Source organism: Pseudoalteromonas sp. J010 (assembly GCF_003934235.1).
GTDB classification, from domain to species: domain Bacteria; phylum Pseudomonadota; class Gammaproteobacteria; order Enterobacterales; family Alteromonadaceae; genus Pseudoalteromonas; species Pseudoalteromonas peptidolytica.
Window position 1 is genome coordinate 56,057 of the sequence record NZ_RDBW01000026.1, and the last position, 17,544, is coordinate 73,600.

Annotated in this window: 16 protein-coding genes; 4 read left to right on the top strand and 12 right to left on the bottom strand. The window is 41.1% G+C overall.

The features are described from left to right. Positions 1–24: 24 nt before the first annotated feature. The 3 genes from pyrH to rpsB all read right to left on the bottom strand — a co-directional run bounded on the left by pyrH (position 25) and on the right by rpsB (position 2,703). A complete protein-coding gene (gene pyrH, locus EAG18_RS14575) occupies positions 25–762 on the bottom strand; it encodes a UMP kinase (RefSeq protein WP_125253109.1) in 738 nt (245 codons plus the stop codon). 139 nt (positions 763–901) lie between these two features. Further along, a complete protein-coding gene (gene tsf, locus EAG18_RS14580; protein ID WP_125253110.1) occupies positions 902–1,753 on the bottom strand; it encodes a translation elongation factor Ts in 852 nt (283 codons plus the stop codon). A gap of 221 nt (positions 1,754–1,974) precedes the next feature. Continuing rightward, entirely contained in the window at positions 1,975–2,703 is a 729-nt protein-coding gene (gene rpsB / locus EAG18_RS14585; protein WP_125253111.1) for a 30S ribosomal protein S2, read from the bottom strand. A gap of 280 nt (positions 2,704–2,983) precedes the next feature. Between rpsB and map the strand changes: the two genes are divergently transcribed. Then, positions 2,984–3,775, top strand: coding sequence for a type I methionyl aminopeptidase (gene map / locus EAG18_RS14590; protein WP_125253112.1), 792 nt, complete (start codon positions 2,984–2,986; stop codon positions 3,773–3,775). Positions 3,776–3,979: 204 nt separating this feature from the next. Here the strand turns inward: map and EAG18_RS14595 are convergent, their stop codons facing one another. Beyond that, entirely contained in the window at positions 3,980–4,657 is a 678-nt protein-coding gene (locus EAG18_RS14595) for a hypothetical protein (protein WP_125253113.1), read from the bottom strand. Between the two features lie 713 nt (positions 4,658–5,370). On the opposite strand from EAG18_RS14595, the gene EAG18_RS14600 reads away from it, so the two are divergent. After that, complete coding sequence (locus EAG18_RS14600; RefSeq protein WP_125253114.1) at positions 5,371–6,018, top strand: helix-turn-helix transcriptional regulator; 648 nt, start codon at positions 5,371–5,373, stop codon at positions 6,016–6,018. Between the two features lie 140 nt (positions 6,019–6,158). Here EAG18_RS14600 and EAG18_RS14605 read toward each other — a convergent pair whose 3' ends face one another. The 4 genes from EAG18_RS14605 to EAG18_RS14620 are packed head-to-tail and all read right to left on the bottom strand — an operon-like array spanning position 6,159 to position 11,127. After that, positions 6,159–7,655, bottom strand: a complete 1,497-nt coding sequence (locus tag EAG18_RS14605; protein ID WP_125253115.1) for an amino acid adenylation domain-containing protein — start codon at positions 7,653–7,655, stop codon at positions 6,159–6,161. After that, the gene (locus tag EAG18_RS14610; RefSeq protein WP_125253116.1) at positions 7,652–8,794 is read right to left on the bottom strand and encodes an acyl-CoA dehydrogenase family protein; all 1,143 of its coding nucleotides are present in this window, start codon (positions 8,792–8,794) and stop codon (positions 7,652–7,654) included. The genes EAG18_RS14605 and EAG18_RS14610 overlap by 4 nt, the downstream gene beginning before the upstream one ends. 39 nt (positions 8,795–8,833) lie before the next feature. Beyond that, the gene (locus EAG18_RS14615) at positions 8,834–10,054 is read right to left on the bottom strand and encodes an NAD(P)/FAD-dependent oxidoreductase (RefSeq protein ID WP_125253117.1); all 1,221 of its coding nucleotides are present in this window, start codon (positions 10,052–10,054) and stop codon (positions 8,834–8,836) included. Then, positions 10,054–11,127, bottom strand: a complete 1,074-nt coding sequence (locus EAG18_RS14620; protein ID WP_125253118.1) for an alpha/beta fold hydrolase — start codon at positions 11,125–11,127, stop codon at positions 10,054–10,056. Before EAG18_RS14620 ends, EAG18_RS14615 begins: the two co-directional genes overlap by 1 nt. 165 nt (positions 11,128–11,292) lie before the next feature. Here EAG18_RS14620 and EAG18_RS14625 point away from each other — a divergent pair, with 165 nt between their 5' ends. Beyond that, on the top strand, positions 11,293–11,613 hold the full coding sequence (locus tag EAG18_RS14625; protein ID WP_125253119.1) for a 2Fe-2S iron-sulfur cluster-binding protein: 321 nt from the start codon (positions 11,293–11,295) through the stop codon (positions 11,611–11,613). Between the two features lie 13 nt (positions 11,614–11,626). Then, positions 11,627–12,862 (top strand): FAD-dependent oxidoreductase, encoded by a 1,236-nt coding sequence (locus EAG18_RS14630; RefSeq protein WP_125253120.1) that lies wholly within the window; start codon positions 11,627–11,629, stop codon positions 12,860–12,862. Between the two features lie 52 nt (positions 12,863–12,914). Here the strand turns inward: EAG18_RS14630 and EAG18_RS14635 are convergent, their stop codons facing one another. From EAG18_RS14635 to EAG18_RS14650, 4 genes are all read right to left on the bottom strand, one after another. Next, a complete protein-coding gene (locus EAG18_RS14635) occupies positions 12,915–13,529 on the bottom strand; it encodes a TetR/AcrR family transcriptional regulator (RefSeq protein WP_125253121.1) in 615 nt (204 codons plus the stop codon). A 27-nt stretch (positions 13,530–13,556) separates the two neighbouring features. Then, on the bottom strand, positions 13,557–14,390 hold the full coding sequence (locus EAG18_RS14640) for a sulfite exporter TauE/SafE family protein (RefSeq protein ID WP_275557306.1): 834 nt from the start codon (positions 14,388–14,390) through the stop codon (positions 13,557–13,559). Positions 14,391–14,561: 171 nt separating this feature from the next. Continuing rightward, positions 14,562–15,164, bottom strand: coding sequence for a TetR/AcrR family transcriptional regulator (locus tag EAG18_RS14645; RefSeq protein WP_161972738.1), 603 nt, complete (start codon positions 15,162–15,164; stop codon positions 14,562–14,564). After that, the coding region (locus EAG18_RS14650; RefSeq protein WP_148098524.1) for an efflux RND transporter permease subunit at positions 15,161–17,544 on the bottom strand (2,384 nt) is incomplete at its 5' end. The genes EAG18_RS14650 and EAG18_RS14645, both read right to left, overlap by 4 nt.

A 17,544-nucleotide genomic window follows, 5' to 3' on the forward strand; every position in this document is an offset into this window, starting at 1 on the left:
TGCGTTGCCAAAATCGACGTTAGATTATTCTGCAGCCTGAGAAGAGATCAGCGTCCCCTCTTCTTCACCCATGATGACATTTTTCAATGCACCTGGTTTGTTCATGTTGAATACGCTAATTGGCATATTGTGGTCACGTGCCAATGTAAAAGCGGCTAAATCCATCACTTTCAATTCTTTGTCGATAACTTCGTTATACGTCAACGTGCGATATAACGTTGCCTCTGGATTTTTCACCGGGTCGTCGCTAAATACACCTTCAACTTTGGTGGCCTTAATTACCGTATCAGCTTCAATTTCGATACCACGCAAACATGCAGCCGAGTCGGTTGTGAAGAATGGGTTGCCCGTACCTGCAGAGAAAATAACCACACGGCCAGACTTTAACAAGCTGATTGCTTCAGCCCAGTTGTAAGCATCACACACGCCATTTAATGGAATAGCAGACATCAGACGTGCATTTACAAAAGCACGATGCAGCGCATCACGCATCGCAAGCCCATTCATAACCGTTGCTAGCATTCCCATGTGATCGCCAACAACACGGTTCATGCCCGCTTCAGCAAGTGAACCACCACGTAAGAAGTTACCGCCACCGATAACCAAACCCACTTCTACGTCGAGCTCTACTAACTCTTTGATTTCTTGTGCCATACGATCCAAAACTTTTGGATCAATACCAAAGCCTTCATCTCCCATTAAAGCTTCACCACTAAGCTTTAAAAGAACGCGTCTAAAAACAGGTTTTTTATTGATAGTCATAATATCCGGGCCAATTAAAAGTGAGGTAAAAAATAACCGCGCTTATGCTAGACATAAATGCGCGGTTATTTTAGAGAATTTTCAGCAATGACGCAAAGCTAATGTCAGCTTTTACGTCATTAGGCATCACCGTTGGTGATTACTCGCCTTTCGCCGCAGCGATTTGTGCTGCAACTTCAGCTGCGAAGTCTTCTTCTTTCTTCTCAATACCTTCACCTACTTCTAGGCGAATGAATGAAGAAACAGATGCACTCTTCTCTTTAAGGTAGTCGCCTACTGATTTCTTAGGTTCCATGATGAAAGCTTGACCAGTAAGAGAGATCTCACCAGTGAACTTCTTCATACGACCAACAACCATTTTTTCAGCGATTTCAGCTGGCTTGCCTTCGTTCATTGCGATTTCAACTTGAACCGCTTTTTCTTTTTCAACTACTTCAGCCGGTACATCTTCTGGGTTTAGGTAGTCAGGCTTAGACGCAGCTACGTGCATAGCAACGTGCTTAAGTGTTTCTTCGTCAGCTTCACCTGCAACAACAACACCGATGCGCTCACCGTGACGGTAAGCAACTAACTTTGCACCTTCGATGAATTCAACACGGCGGATGTTCATGTTCTCACCAATTTTAGCAACTAGTGCAACACGCGTTTCTTCGAACTTAGCTTTAAGCGCTTCGATGTCTAGCTTTTCAGCTAGTGCAGCGTCAGCAACTTCATTAGCAAAACCTAGGAAGCTTGCATCTTTTGCTACGAAGTCAGTTTGACAGTTAACTTCAACTAGTGCAGCAACGCCTTCGCTTTGCTTGATGATGATAGTACCTTCAGCAGCGATGTTACCTGCTTTTTTAGCAGCTTTTGCAGCACCACTTTTACGCATGTTTTCGATAGCTAGATCGATATCACCGTTAGTTTCAGTTAGTGCTTTTTTACAATCCATCATACCAGCGCCAGTGCGCTCACGAAGTTCTTTTACTAGGGCAGCAGTTACAGCCATTAGAATATCCTCAAATCTGAATTCAGTTCTTGATAAAACCAACCTTTAAGTTGGCTGAATATCAAATCAAGTACAGCACGCCTCAATTTGATAAAAATCCGTTATCTTTCAAGGTCTGCTTGGCAAACAACGGGGTAAGCAGTCAATCGCTTATAAAGAATATCAAGTCTTCACCAAAAATTTGATGAAGACTTGATGACAGCTAATACCTAATCAGGTAATTACTCAGCTTCAACGAAGTCGTCGTTTTCTGCTTGAGCAACGATGTTGCTTTCACGGCCTTCAGTGATAGCCGTTGCTACTGCACCAGTGTATAGCTGGATTGCACGGATAGCATCGTCGTTACCTGGAATGATGAAATCAACACCATCTGGGTTAGAGTTAGTATCAACAACAGATACTACTGGAATACCTAGGTTGTTAGCTTCACGGATAGCGATGTGCTCGTGGTCAGCGTCGATAACGAAGATAGCGTCAGGAAGACCGCCCATATCTTTGATACCGCCAAGGCCTTTTTCAAGCTTTTGCATTTCACGAGTAAGCATTAGCGCTTCTTTCTTAGTAAGCTTCTCAAAAGTACCGTCTTGGCTTTGAGTCTCAAGCTCTTTAAGACGCTTGATTGATTGACGAACTGTTTTCCAGTTAGTCAACATACCACCTAACCAACGGTGATTTACATAGAACTGCTCACTTTGGATAGCCGCTTCTTTAACTGCTTCGCTTGCAGCGCGCTTAGTACCTACGAAAAGGATTTTACCTTTGTTTGAAGCAACGTTCGAAAGAAACTTAAGAGCGTCGTTGAATAAAGGTACTGTTTTTTCTAGGTTGATGATATGAACGCGGTTACGTGCACCGAAGATGAACGGCTTCATCTTAGGGTTCCAGTAACGTGCCTGGTGACCGAAGTGAACACCAGCTTGARGCATATCGCGCATTGAAACGTTTGCCATTGTATATTTCCTCTAATAGTTTAGGGTTAGGCCTCCACATATCCCATAGCACCAACACGAAGTTTTTAAGCTACATGCACCCAAGTGTATGTGTCGATATGTGTGTGTGTTAATATTAATTAAGTGTGTTGTCTTAACTACAAACATTCATATTCACCAAGTGATGAAGAATTATTTGTAAAAAGACGGCGCGCTTTATACCATATATAAAGAATTAACTCAATCTTATGCGTAAAATTTGTGCATAATGAATGTTCATCTAAATTGACTTGGAGTCTAAATGAGTGCAGTGATCAAAACCCCTGAAGAAATCGAAAAAATGCGTGTTGCCGGGCGCTTAGCCGCGGAAGTACTGGAAATGATCGAGCCGTATGTTAAGCCAGGGGTGACCACAGACGAATTAAACACCATTTGTCACAATTACATTGTTGATGAGCAAGGTGCTATTCCTGCGCCGCTAAATTACCACGGCTTTCCAAAGTCAATTTGTACCTCAGTTAACCACGTTATCTGTCATGGTATTCCAAATGACAAGCCGCTCAAAGAAGGTGATATCATCAATATAGACATTACCGTTATCAAAGATGGTTATCATGGTGACACTTCAAAAATGTTTTATGTAGGTACACCAACTATCCAAGGTAAACGTCTAAGCGAAATTACACAAGAGAGCCTATACCTTGCAATAAAAATGGTAAAGCCAGGCGCACGTTTGGGTGATATTGGTGCTGCAATTCAAAAGTATGCAGAAGGCTTTAACTATTCTATCGTTCGCGAATACTGCGGACATGGAATTGGTAAAGAGTTCCACGAAGAGCCACAGGTAATGCACTATGGTAAGCCAGGTACTGGTGAAGTGCTTAAAGCGGGCATGTGTTTGACCATTGAGCCTATGGTCAATGCAGGTAAGCGCCAATGTAAACTACTTAAAGATGAATGGACAGTTGTAACTAAAGATCGTAGCCTTTCAGCTCAATGGGAACATACTCTGTTAGTGACTGACAATGGCGTTGAAATATTAACGCTGCGCAGTGACGAAACGATTGATAGAGTGATCGAACATACAGCGTAAATTACTAATAACAATAGTAATAAATCTGAAGCCAACGCCATGTCGTTGGCTTTTTAATTTCTCTCACTGGCGATGATTTTCTGTTGCTACAAATTTGCATTCTACCAGTTTGTTAATTCAAAATGAAAAGTAACGTTATCATCACCATTCTCTGAGCGCTTTCAGCTTAGGATACAACTTAGCCTAACATCTCTCTCCTGAATTCTATCCCGATACCACCGACATACGACCGTCTTCCAAAAATGATAATATTGTTTGAGGATGTGGGCGATTTTCATCAAATAGGTAACTGTACTTTTTTAGTATGGCTTTTCTGGCTTGCTCATCCTTAGCCATTGCCATTTCATCTCTGAATGGTTGCGACTCCATAAGGCCCTGATATTGGCTGGCAATACCAATGGTTGCTCGCACAGCATTGAGCACTTCAGGCTTTGCTTCAAACGCAGCGATTAGTTCATCTTTGTATTTGTAGTCCTTCGGCAAAACCAGCTTTCCCTCATCATCAAAGGTGATGCTTTTTGGCGGAAATGGGATGTCGTGTTCAGCGAGTAAAGCTTTTACTTTCATCTCAGAATAGGCTGATAAATTATCAACATTTTGTTTAGTCGGTAAAATAAGTACAGCTTTGGTTAACGCTGTACTGCCTGGCACATTGGCCGCTGCTTTAAAATGATTATCTAAGTTCAGGGCTGTCTTGCCCTCATTTGTCATCATAGTGTAATAGCTATTGCTACTCGTTGCTGCCTTGCCCTCATTACTCTCACTGTCAGCGTGAGCCACTGATAGTACCGTGGCAAAATTACTCTGAGCAGAATGTTGCTTGCGGTGAGCCGATTGATTTAATGTGGCAGCTTGTGTTTGCATGGTTTGCGTAATATTCATACTAATCCTTTTGTGTTGAATGTATTCACCTTAAAAAATAAGCAACCTTCAAGCCAGAAATAACACTTCAACAAAATCCTATTAAAACCTTTAATTACAAAGATTTAAACTTCATAAGCTCCACGCGGTACAATATCAATGGTAACATTAAGCGGCAAACATTCTCCTCATCACCGCAAACATGGTAATACTCATGATCAACTTTCTTATCAACCGCCTTTTGCTGCAATCCGAGGTACTCTCAAACAATCAAAACCGTCTCCAACTCCTTTTCGCGCTCTTTGGTCTAACATCATTGTGCAATCTTAATTATTAGCAAGCGAGCTATATAGTAAATTAGTATTAACCTCAATATCGAGATAAACGTTTCTATCTCTGAAACTAAATTTAACAAATACAACACCCTACAGCATCACAACTAACAATCACTTCGATATAAAAACTGCCTCCTTGTACCCCACCAGAAAAATAACTTAATAAAAATTTAATGCTTAAAAATTAGAACCTTAATCTTTAAGATTTAGATAGCACTGGTCAAACCAGCCTGCGCAGTCAAGCGCAAAAAAAACACCATCAAGACGTCTAGACACAATATGTAATCAATTGATTAAATAATTTGACCATTGTGAAAAAAAAGACCATTATCTGCATAAGTAAACAAAAAAAAAACACATTGAATACAAAATGAAACAAAATTGTTAAGGAAAGCAACCATGTCAAACACAAATAACGAGCTGATTGTAGTAACGTCCGCGATAATGCAACTAAAAGCAGCCGCAAAATACAAGAATTTTAATCATGATACTTTTCAGAGCGTCATGTCTTTTGCCAACAATTCCGGCCTGTATATCGCGTTAGTAAAGAAAAAAGAAAGAAAAGTAGTCTCAGACATCAATATATCAGCTTGCAGCCAATTAGTGAAAAAATTACAAGAAATGATTTACAACGATGAGTTCCCGCTGGAAGAGTTACGCGATGTCTGTAAAACCAGCAGTATTTTGTCCGATGTAGCACTTTATGGTCAGGACGATCCCAGCGCTGCATTTATGTTGCTGGTCATTTTCCAAAATAGCCTTTCTAGCACTTTGACACCCGCATCATACCTTATTGATTTGATCACTCCTTATTTACACAAAGCATATACCACAAGCCTAGAACCTAAATGGGCGGAGCAACACCCGCTAGATGCTTTGACAGCAAGAGAGAAAGAAGTATATGACTGGCTTTCGGCAGGAAAAACGAATAGAGAAATAGGCCTTATTCTTGGGATCAGCCCTTTCACAGTGAAAAATCATGTGGCGAGTATTTTAGATAAGCTCAATGCTCCAAACCGCTCTGCGGCCTTAGCACTGTGCAACTAGCGCATAAAGAAGCCCCTATATGCTGGATATGGGGCTTCAGAGGGGAAATTATTATTCAGAGGCTTTTTTATTCACATTGCAACCCATCTCTGAGCCACCTTTACATAATTAAAGAAATACAGACTTTTCGACACAAGATTTTAAGTCGCCATTAGTGCTTTACGGGCATATTTGCCGTTACGTGTTAATGGCAATTGTGACCAGATCTGTAGCCTGTCAATCAACATGTACTTTGGTAACAACTTTGCACAATACATTTTCAATTCAAGCAAGGTCGGTGCTTTTTCCTTGATAGTAATGTGGGCATGTAATTGTTTGTCTTCATTTAGTACTACAACACATTCTGCTACGTGCTTGTGTTGATTCAAAGCATGCTCTACTTCACCTAAATGAATGCGATAGCCCTTTACTTTAACCATATGGTCTTCTCGACCGTTATACATAAGTTCACCGAACTCGTTAAAGTAGCCTAGATCCCCTGTATTATAGTATTCACTATTCTGAGCAGTCTTTCCCCAGTATCCGGCAAATACGGTAGGTCCTGAAACACAGATAAAGCCCCGTAAACCTTGTGAAAGTTTGTCTCCTTGCTGGTTTCTAATGGTGATAATGCTGTTACTGGCGGGATAGCCAATAGGAAGAAGATCAGGAACATGCTTACCCACTTCATAGTAGGTGCACACATTAGTCTCTGTTGGGCCATAAAAGTTGTACAGTCGCGTATCCGGTAATTGTGCTCGTAATACTTTTAATGCTTTTATCTCGAACGCCTCTCCAGCAAAAATAACGTGTGTTAAGCGTTCACAGCGCTCGCCAAACAGTGGTTCTGCTTCTAACATAAGCTTAAGTGCAGTAGGCACTGAGTACCACACTGTTATCTTTTGCTGCTCAATGAAGTCGATTAACTGCTTTGGCACATAACTTAATAACTCAGACACCAAATGTACGCTTGCACCAGACAGTAAAGACACATAAATATCGAATACTGAAAGGTCAAAATGCCATGGAGCATGGTTTGCAAACCTATCTTGCTCACTCAAGGTGAGCTTTTCTTTCGCCCAACCAATAAATGCTAGCGCATTTTCATGGGTTATCTGGACACCTTTTGGTGTACCTGTAGAACCTGATGTATACAACATATAGGCGACGGCCTGCGGATTGACCTTTACAGGGGATGAAAGCCTCGTCGCTTGCATCGCATCATTCCAGCAGGTCAATGACGAAATAAGTTCAGCTTTGCCATAGTACTCTTCATTCAGCACAATAACCTGACACTGAATCGAAAAGTCGCGAGTGCACTGATCTAACTGCTCAGCTGAGGTAATTAATATACTAAGCTGGCAATCCTTTCTTATTTCCTCCACACGCCGAATTGGGTTTGCAGGGTCTATTGGCACGTAAATCGCGCCAATATGAGTAACAGCAAGCATAGCAGCGAGGGCACGGCATGACTTGTCTACCCATAAGCCAACACGGTCACCAGAGCGGACTCCCAAACGCTCTAAATGTCCTGCAAAATGGAAGACCGCCTCGCACAACTCATCATAATCCATGCTTAACAAACCATCATGAACAGCCAACTTGTGTTCACCTGCAATAGACTTACCTTGGAGTAAAACCTCATTTAGATTTTTCATAGTAAGCCCAGCCTGTTACATATTAATTCTCTTTGAATATCAGACGTGCCAGAAAAAAGTACTGACCCTAACGCATCCTTAATGCTTCCGTTTACGCCGCCTTCATCAAGATAACCCAGTGCTCCATGTATTCTAATCACATCTAATCCTGATTGGACGAAAGCTTCACTGATGGCAAGCTTACTCATGGCCACTGCTTTGGTGTTGTCTACATCTTGCGACTTCTGCCAAGCGGCAAAATAAAGTAATAATCTTGCGCTTTGAAGTCTCACTTCCATATCGGCGATACGGTGTGATACCGCCTGAAATTTACTTATCGTCTTATCGCCCTGCTTTCGCAAGTTTGCATACTCAATACAGCAGTCTATATCGCGTTGCATCACACCAATAAATAATGCAAATAAGCAACAGCGTTCCCAATCCATTGATGCCGCAAATATCCTCGCACCTTGGCCTTCGTCACCTAATACGTACTTTTTGTGGACTTTCACATCATCAAAAAACACCTGATTTAGCTGAGCCGAATGCAAACCCAACTTTTTATAACTATTACCTACCTCTATTCCTGGTAAGTTAGCGGGGATAACAAATGCTGTCTGACCGAGGTACCCGTACTTAGCATTGGTCGTTGCATAGGCAATAAAGTAGTCAGCAACACTGCCATTTGTCACATAGGATTTTGCTCCTTTGATGATATAATAATCACCCTCAAGACGTGCAGTTGTCGCTAACTTCGCGATATCGGAACCTGCTTCTGCTTCTGATATCGCATTTGCAGCAATTTTTTCTCCTGTGGTGAGCGAAGGTAATAGCTCTTGCTTTATCTCCTCACTACTATGTTCGTAAATTGGCATGACACAAGCAAAAGTATGTGCGGCTCCTGCAAACAATAACCCTGTGTCTGCACCGCCTTGCCCTAACCCTTCTAATACTTTTACTGTCGTTAAAATATCTAGGCCAGAACCACAAGGTGAGTATTTACTATCGACAGGTAATCCAAAGTAACCGAAATCACCTAAAGATTTCCATAAATCAAACGGAAATTCCCCTGCTTTTTGGGTGGTAGACCTTAAGTCAGACGAATAACTTAAAGCATGCTCAAATAATGACAGCTGTGCCTCATTCCATTCAAAATTCATTTGTATCCCCTACTTGTTATACGTTATTGGGTAATTCCCTTAACTTGCCATTTGTTTACGGTCGTATTCTTCAATCGCATTTCTAAAGATGGCAGGCGCTTTCCACCCTTCACAATCAAAACAACAGCCACCGAGCAGACGGATAACTTCATCTCTGAGGTCTGGGTTTTGCATTTGATAGCCAAAGAAAATAGGGTAAATCCAAAAATAGCGGATCAGATCAGCTGCAATCTGCTGACCGCCATTACTCCAATCACGATAAGCATAGAAAGGCGCTTTCCAATCCTGCCCAGCAACAACCTCTGCAATTGCTTCTGCAGCTCGGATCCCTTCTTTCATCGCGAATGACACACCGTAAGAGAAAATGGGATCTAAGAACCTATGTGCATCGCCGATACACATCCAACCGTCACCTACAAATGGCTCAATTCTGTATGAGAAATCAGCCATTGACTGAGAGTCACCTTGACGTTCAGCATTTTTAAAGCGTCGCTTAAGTTCAGGACTAATATGCTCCATTCCCCATGCGATCGCATCATCTGGGTTTTTACACTCTTTGTAATAAAGATCTTTTGGAATAACCACACCCAAGCTGTCAGTATCTGGTGAAATTGGGATGATCCAAGACCAGTGATACTGCTTTGAATACAGTATGGTGGTATTAGTCGAAAATGGTGGCAAGTCTCGCTCCACACCTTTGTAGTGAGCAAATGATGCAATTTGTTGTGAGAAAAACTCGATTTGTCGTTTTCCAGCCACGCCTTTTCTCGATAAGAACGTATTCTGACCGCTGGCATCAACCAATACCTTTGACCTAACTTGGTGTTCGACGCCATCGGCTTTGTAAAGCGCACCGACCACTTTCTCTCCATCTTTAATCACATCAGTGACCATACCAAGCTTATACTCTACGCCATGCTCAACGGCTTTGCGCTTGATCATATCGTCAAAGTCACTTCGACGTACTTGCCACGTGGGTGCAAGAATAGGGATGAAGAATTCATTTTTTGACAGTGAGCCAATTACGTTTACGCCCGGTTTGTCAGGAAAGCCTGCAGCATCCATATCCTCCGCTAAACCTAAGTCACGGATAATTTGTCCTGCATTTCCTGTTAACGACTCACCGATATGGAACCTTGGAAATTGCTCTTTCTCAATACACAAAACAGATAGGCCTTTCTTACGGCATTCTATTCCACACAAGCTACCAGCAGGTCCACTACCGATAATTACCACGTCATAATGTGTAAATCCGTTCATTACATTGCCACCTTATTTAAAAAATCTTCAACTACCCATACAAACTCTTCTGGTCGCTCTGAGGCAGAAAAGTGTCCACAACGTGATAAACGCGTAACCGTCGCATTTTCAAGGCGCTCGGCTGCTTTTTCACTCCACTCAGGGGGAATAATTTGATCATGGTTACCGGCAATAAATAAAGTAGGTACCTTCACGTCATCAAACGTAGTTGCCATTGATTTACGTGCATATTCATCGAGGAAAGAATGATATGCAGGGCGAGAAAGTACATCATTAAGTAAGTCTTCCAGAGCCGGTGTCATTTTTGGAGGATGGTAGTACGCAGCAGCTAAAAATTGTTCTGGGTTTGAGGACATTTTCTTCAGATCACCCCACCAGCTCTCGACATCATCAACCAAACCAAAGCCTGTACAAACTAGTGCTTTGACTTTATCAGGATAACGACGTGCTACTTCTGTTGCGATCATGCTACCAGCTGAGTTGGCCACTAATACCCACTCCTGCTCTTCCAACGTTTCTAGATACTGTAAGGTAAACTCTACATGGTCTACGTATGATGGTGCTTCGTTTTGACTCTGACTCAAGCCAAATCCTGCTAAGTCTAATGCCACTGCATTATGACGACCTTGCAAAGAGCGCAATGTTGAAGACCATGAGGTTGAAGGGTTACCAAGTGCAGGAAGCATGATCCACAAAGGACCTTTGCCTTTGACTCGTAGCGTATGCTGTTTAAATCCATTGCCTGCATCCACAAGCTCTCTTTGGATCCCGTAGCTCTCTTGTAGACAGACTAGACGTTCCAACTCTGATACATCATCATTGCGCTCAGTGTTATCAACTCCAGATAACGATTTAATTAACAGTGAAAGTGTTTTTATATTTTCAAAATGCACTGGTGTAATATTATTCTCAGGGATTTTTGCACCGTAACGTTGATCGACATGTGCAAGTAACCGAACCATAGATAGAGAATTTAATATACCAAGCTCAAGCAATGGTGTATTTTCATCCAAATCTGGTGCTGCACCTTCGAGTAGATCATTATTTATAAAGTCTATTAATTCTTTTTCCACCTTTAAAACTCCATTAGATTAAAATTCAAATAAAACAATATAGAAATATTAAAACAATAAAATAGCCAAGTGGGACTATAAAATTAGTTACATCGGACTATATGAAAAAACAAACTAACAGGTAATTTATTAGTTCTTATTTTAAAAATTAATAATGGAGTTACTATGCTAAAAATCACATTTATTCAGCATGACGGTGAAACCATCGAGACCGAAGTGGAGCCAGGTATGTCTATTATGCAGGCTGCAATAGAAAACCTAGTGGAAGGTATTGAAGGAGAATGTGGTGGTTCGGGAAGCTGTGCAACCTGTCATTGTTATTTGTCAGAACAATGGTCAGATAAAGTGACGCAACCTGACAATAATGAAAGCCAAATGCTGGAAATGGTTAACGATACAACAGCTTTTAGCCGCCTAAGTTGCCAAGTAAAAATTACCAAAGAGCATAATGGATTAAGCGTTACGCTGCCCGAGTCTCAATATTAAAAAAGGAAGCACAATGAAAAGGTGTATTATCGTTGGTGGTGGCCATGCTGGAGCAGAAGCCGCTTTTGAGCTGCGCAAAAAAGGCTGGCAAGGAGAAATCATCATAGTCAGTGCAGAGAGTTATTTACCCTATCATCGTCCTCCTATTTCAAAAACTTATTTAACGGGAGAGACACCTCTCAAGCGGCTGTACATTAAACCAGCGGCGGCCTACGAAAAAGCACATATCAGTATCAAGTTAACAGCACAAGTAGTTGATATTAATGCACTAAAACATACTATCACTTTAGATTCAGGTGAGTTACTTAATTATGATAAGCTGATCCTATGCACAGGTTGTAGTTCAAGAAAACTGACTGTGCCAGGCGCTGAACTTGGCAATGTATTCTCAATTAGAACATTAGACGACATCGAACATATTGCACGCGCACTTGGGAGTAACCAGCCCCATAAACATATCGTCATGATTGGTGGTGGGTATATAGGCTTGGAAACTGCTGCATCTTTTAAAAAGCTAGGTCATCACGTCACTATTTTGGAGAGAGGCAACCGCATTTTAAATCGCATTGCAGCCGAACCCATTGCCGCCCATATCACAAAACTACATCAGTCTCAGGGCGTCAGTATTTTCACCGACAAAAGCGTCATTGCATTGACTGGAGAGCAAGCTGTACAAGCAGTTCATTGTAGTGAAGGAGAATCTTTTAAAGCAGATATCGTTGTGATCGGCATAGGTGCAGAGCCAAACACTCGCCTAGCAAACCATGCTGGCATCATGACAAAGCAAGGTAGAATAGAAGTCGATCAGCAAGGAAAAACCTCTGTGCCTGATATTTATGCGGCTGGTGATTGCACTGTTGGTATTGAGCCCTTTAGTGGCCAAAATACCACTTTAGAGTCTGTACCTAGTGCTGTGCAACAGGCCAAAATGGTAGCAGCAGCGATATGTGACGTCCCCCAACCACAAATACAAGTGCCGTGGTTTTGGTCTGATATCTTTGATTGTAAATTACAAATAGCTGGTTTGTATCAAGGTTACGACACGGTAATTGAGAGAATATATAACAGCGATAGTAAGAGCTACTGGTACGTAAAATCTCACAAAATAATTGCAGTTACGTGTATTAACTGTCCTTCTGATTTTCAGGCTGGTAAGAAGGTTTTAAAAGAAAATATTACGCTCTGCTTATCAGAACTAAAAAACATAGATAACCCCATTATCCCCAAAGTCAATACTATACCCGCTTAATAGCATGCTGGGAGTATAATAATTATATCTTCCAGCACTATTTAATCAAGCCCTAACCTATCCCATTTATAAATAGGTTATAGACGTAGTCAGCCCATTCTTTACCAGAGATTTGATCATCATTAATATCCCAAACACCCTTCCTAATATCATCAAGCAAAAAAGGTGATATAATTAAAGAAACCAGATTAAATGCTGCAAGATTTGCCTTCACCTCATCTTCAATAGAGGTTTCTTTCATGATTAGTTTGGGGAGTAATTCAGAAACTTTTCCAGGAAAAGCATTGATAAAAGCGTCACTCAGCGGTGTTGATTTAAACATAACTTCTTCTTTTAAGATCGACACCACTGCTGGATTAAAATTTATAATATCACTTAATGTTATTATAAATTCGTATAGTGGCCTATTTTCACTCTCTATTTTTTCAAGCTTATCCAGTAAGGGGGCTGACAAGCTCTCTACAACTGCAATAAAAAGGTTTTCTTTGCTGCCAAAATAATATTTTATCATTGCTGAGTTTAGCTGTGCCTCATTTGCAATGTCTCTGATTGTAATTTTACTGTATGGCTTATTGTCTAGTAATGACTTTCCTGCTTCTATTAATTTGTTTTTTTGCTTGGCTTGTCTTTCACCGTCAACCGGACGACCTTTCTTTGTATTCTTCATAGATAGATTCTTGTTATTATTATAGAACTAGTGATAGTGTAGATAAATATGATAGCTTGTTGATCCAACCTCAGCCGCGATTAATAGCAATAAAAAGCTAACGAGTTGGCCTACGCTTACTTTTGAGCAAACGTATGCACCGAGCGGCGCACCAATAACCACAATGGGAATGGCAGCCAACAGGTAGCCCTGTATTTGATGGTCAATTACATTTAAATGCCATGCGTTAATAACACTCCCCAGTACAGATACAAACGCCATAACAATAACAGAGGTTGCTGTCGCTTTTTTCATATCCGCATGACAAAAAATAACTAAAAACGCGAATAGTATGATGTCCGAGCCAGACCCCACCAGTCCGCTTGCAATGCCGCCAATCAAGGCAACCATCATAATCTGACGTTTTTTAGGTTGTATTGAGAAACATGTCACTTGATGGTGTAACTTTCCTCGGATCCTGTAGATCATTGTGATAGCAAAACAAAGCAATAAAAAGCTAAAAATAGCTTTGACAATAGTGCTTTCAACTATCGGAGCCAAAATGATTAAACTCAGTGCAATACCTACTGCCGACATCGGCAAAGCGACTAATACTTCACGTCGGTAGTAAGGTATACCACGAGAAATAATGGTTAATGCCGCCGCAGTCATACCAAAACTCTGTATCGCTAGAGAAAATACTTTCGCTGTGTACGGTTCAATATTAAGTACTTTAGTCATAATTGGAAACGCGACGGCACCACCGCCTAGCGCCGTACCACCAGCCACGAATGAGCCAAATACCATAGTCAAGGCAATTTGAAACTCACTCACGATTTGATATAGCGCAGAGCTAAGTCCTTGCAGCCATATTAGTGACAAATAAACCAATAGGGTGAAATATAAAGGGAAATAGCTTGTTCGGTATAATTTATTTAAATAGACCATTTTTATTTATAAAATTTCAAAAATATAAATAAATACTACACAACAAATATAAATAAAAAATAGTCAATATGGACCATGTTGACTAACGCCACATTCAACTCATTTTTAAGCTTTGAATAATAGTAAGAACTCTTTTTTTATTTTCATCGCTTCAACCTTTATATCTTCATCAGCATTTTCCAAGGTGCGAGCAAGGATTGCATTAAAAAAACAGTTACTTTTAGAACGAGAAATAATAAATTCTGCAGCATCACTAGGGTCTACTGCCTTCAATTCCCCTTTGTCAATCTCAACGGCAAGTGAATTAGCAAGCTTTGAGACTCCTTTTCTAGGCCCAAACCGTAAAAATGCTTCTCCTATCTCATCAAAGTGTCCAGAATAGTAAATAGCATTTCTTAGCAAGTTTACATACCATGGATCGGTGATAAAACTGATGTACTCAAAAGCCTTTTTGTAAATAAAGTCCTCTAATGTTTGCTTGTCACCACGCGGTTCAAACATCTTTTCTATCTGCTTTTCACACTCACCAATTAAGATAGCGACAAACAACTTTTCCTTCGTTTTATATCTAGAATAGATAGTCGGCTTACTCACTTTAGCTGCTTTGGCGATGTCATCGACAGATACACCATCCAAACCATTTTTGATAAAAAGTTTAGTTGCCGCATCTTTGATAGCCTTATCTTTTTGTTCTGCTCTGGTACTCAAATATTTTCTTCTCCCGATGATGTGAGTGGCTGCTCATTAATCTCAATGCTATTGCTGGCATCACGATGAAAGACTTTTTCTTTACTGGTTAGAATTTCATATAATACTGGGATCACAAACAAGGTTAATGGCGTCCCGATCCCTAATCCAAACGCAATAGCGACAGCCATGGAAAAAAACAAGACATCATTGCCCATAATGAGTGGCAATAACCCCACTATTGTTGTAATTGATGTGATCAATATTGGTCTCATCCTTACACTGGCCGCCTCAACAAGTGCTTCTCTAAACGACACACCGGTGTTTTTACGTTCAATGTCGGCACGGTCAATCAACACAATTGCATTATTGATAATGATGCCCGCAAGCGCGAGTAAACCAAGGATCACAATAAAGCCAAACTCTCCTCCCATCAGCTGTAGTCCACTGCCTGCACCAAATACCACCAAAGGTATGGTCAACAATATGACTATTGGTCGCCTAAATCCACCAAACTGTGAAATCAATATCAAGACGATGATACAAAATGCCAATGGAAAATTAGCCGCCAATGCCGCTTTTCCTTTTTTAGAATCTGCAATGATACCATCAAATTCAATGGAGTAACCCTCCGGTAGATGCGCATTTAGCTCTGTGATTTGCTTCTGTACCATCGGCGCAAGATCTTCTGGTGAATATTTCAAATTACGCCCTTCGATTGTCACCGTAGGTATACCATCTTCTTTTTCTATGACTGGAAACCCTGTTTCATAACTCACGGTTATGAGTTGTTCCAATGGAATTGGTTCACCTGAAAGAGGTGAAATAATTGTCTCCGCTTTTAATGCAACCACATCTAGATGTTCAGCTCCTCTTAATACCACCGGCACGTTGTCATCGTCCTGCCTAGATACAGACACAACCGTGCCATTCAAAAACTGAGAAATAGTAGTAAGGACTTGAACCTCTGAAATGCCAGCTTGCTCTGCCAATATCTTGTTGACACTAATATTGGCTCTTGTCGACAAATTGAACCAATTTGACCAAATGTGGATCATATCAGGATATGCTTCAAATATTTTGATCACTTGCTGTGATCCGTTAAAGACTTGGGCGTAATCAGGGCCTTTATACTGGACTTGTAACACTGTCGGATCAGAGGGGCCTGTAAACATCCCGGATACCCTAAATTGCACATCAGGTATCACAAGCTTGGCAACCTTTCTAAGCTGCACTAATGTTTCCTCTACCGCTTCACGGGATGTTAAATCGATAAGCAAAAAGCCAACGTTATTTGCTGGATCTAATGGCGCAAGAGAAAAAATAAACCTTGGTCCGCCAAATCCAACATATCCCATTACATGATTCACATAAGGAAAAGTGCCGTCATCATTAAGTGCCTCTGTCAGTTCTGTCATGGCCGCTTCTGTGACTAAGGTAGAGCTTCCCGCTGACGTATTGATATAAGCTAAGAGTTGATGCCGCTCGCTGGATGGAAAAAATTGCTTTGGCGTTGATGAAATTAGCTTTACACCGACAAAAAACAGCGCCAGCGCACCCAATATCACCCATTTTTTATGGTTAAGTGCAAGCGTTAGTAGCGTTCGGTATTGTGTTTCCAGCTTTTTAAATACTCGCGTGACCGATGTTGTTTGTACCGGCTTTTTAGAGACAAAGAAGTAGCACATAGTAGGGGTAACTGTCATCGCAAACAACCATGAAATTGCCAATGATATCAATACTACCAGTGAGATATTCCGAGTGAACTCACCAGCCCCATGTTCAGCCATCATCAACGGAATGAATACAATCACTGTCGTTGCTGTTGAAGAAAGTAGCGGTAATGCTAGTTCTTTGCCGACTTCAGCTAACGCGTGATATTTATCTTGGTGTTCTTCGTACCGTCGTTTAAATTGCTCTGCCACGACAATTCCATTATCCACAAGCAGACCTAGCGCAATGACTAAAGTGGCAAGACTCATTCGTTCTAGCTGCATTTCAAACAGTCCCATTACCGCAAGTGTGGCTAACATCACACACGGTACTATGGCACCAACAATTAGCCCCATCCGAAGACCCAAAAAGACCATCACTACTGCCAGTACAATAAACAGCGTTTGCAACACGTTTAGAGACACACCGTAAACCGCCTTTTCCACTTCAATGCTCTGTTTTGAAACAATATTCAGTTCTATTTCTTGGGATAAGTTTTTCTGGATATCGGATAATGCTTGGTCGAGGCGTTTAGTGTAATTGATCACACTTTGCTCTGGTTGCATCACTACAGATAACACAACGGCTCGTGATCCGTTAAAGAATGCCGCTTGTTGATAGGGACTTTTCGTTGTTTTAGTGACAGTCGCGACATCGCCTAGCGTGATGATCCCATGCGGGGCAGTAT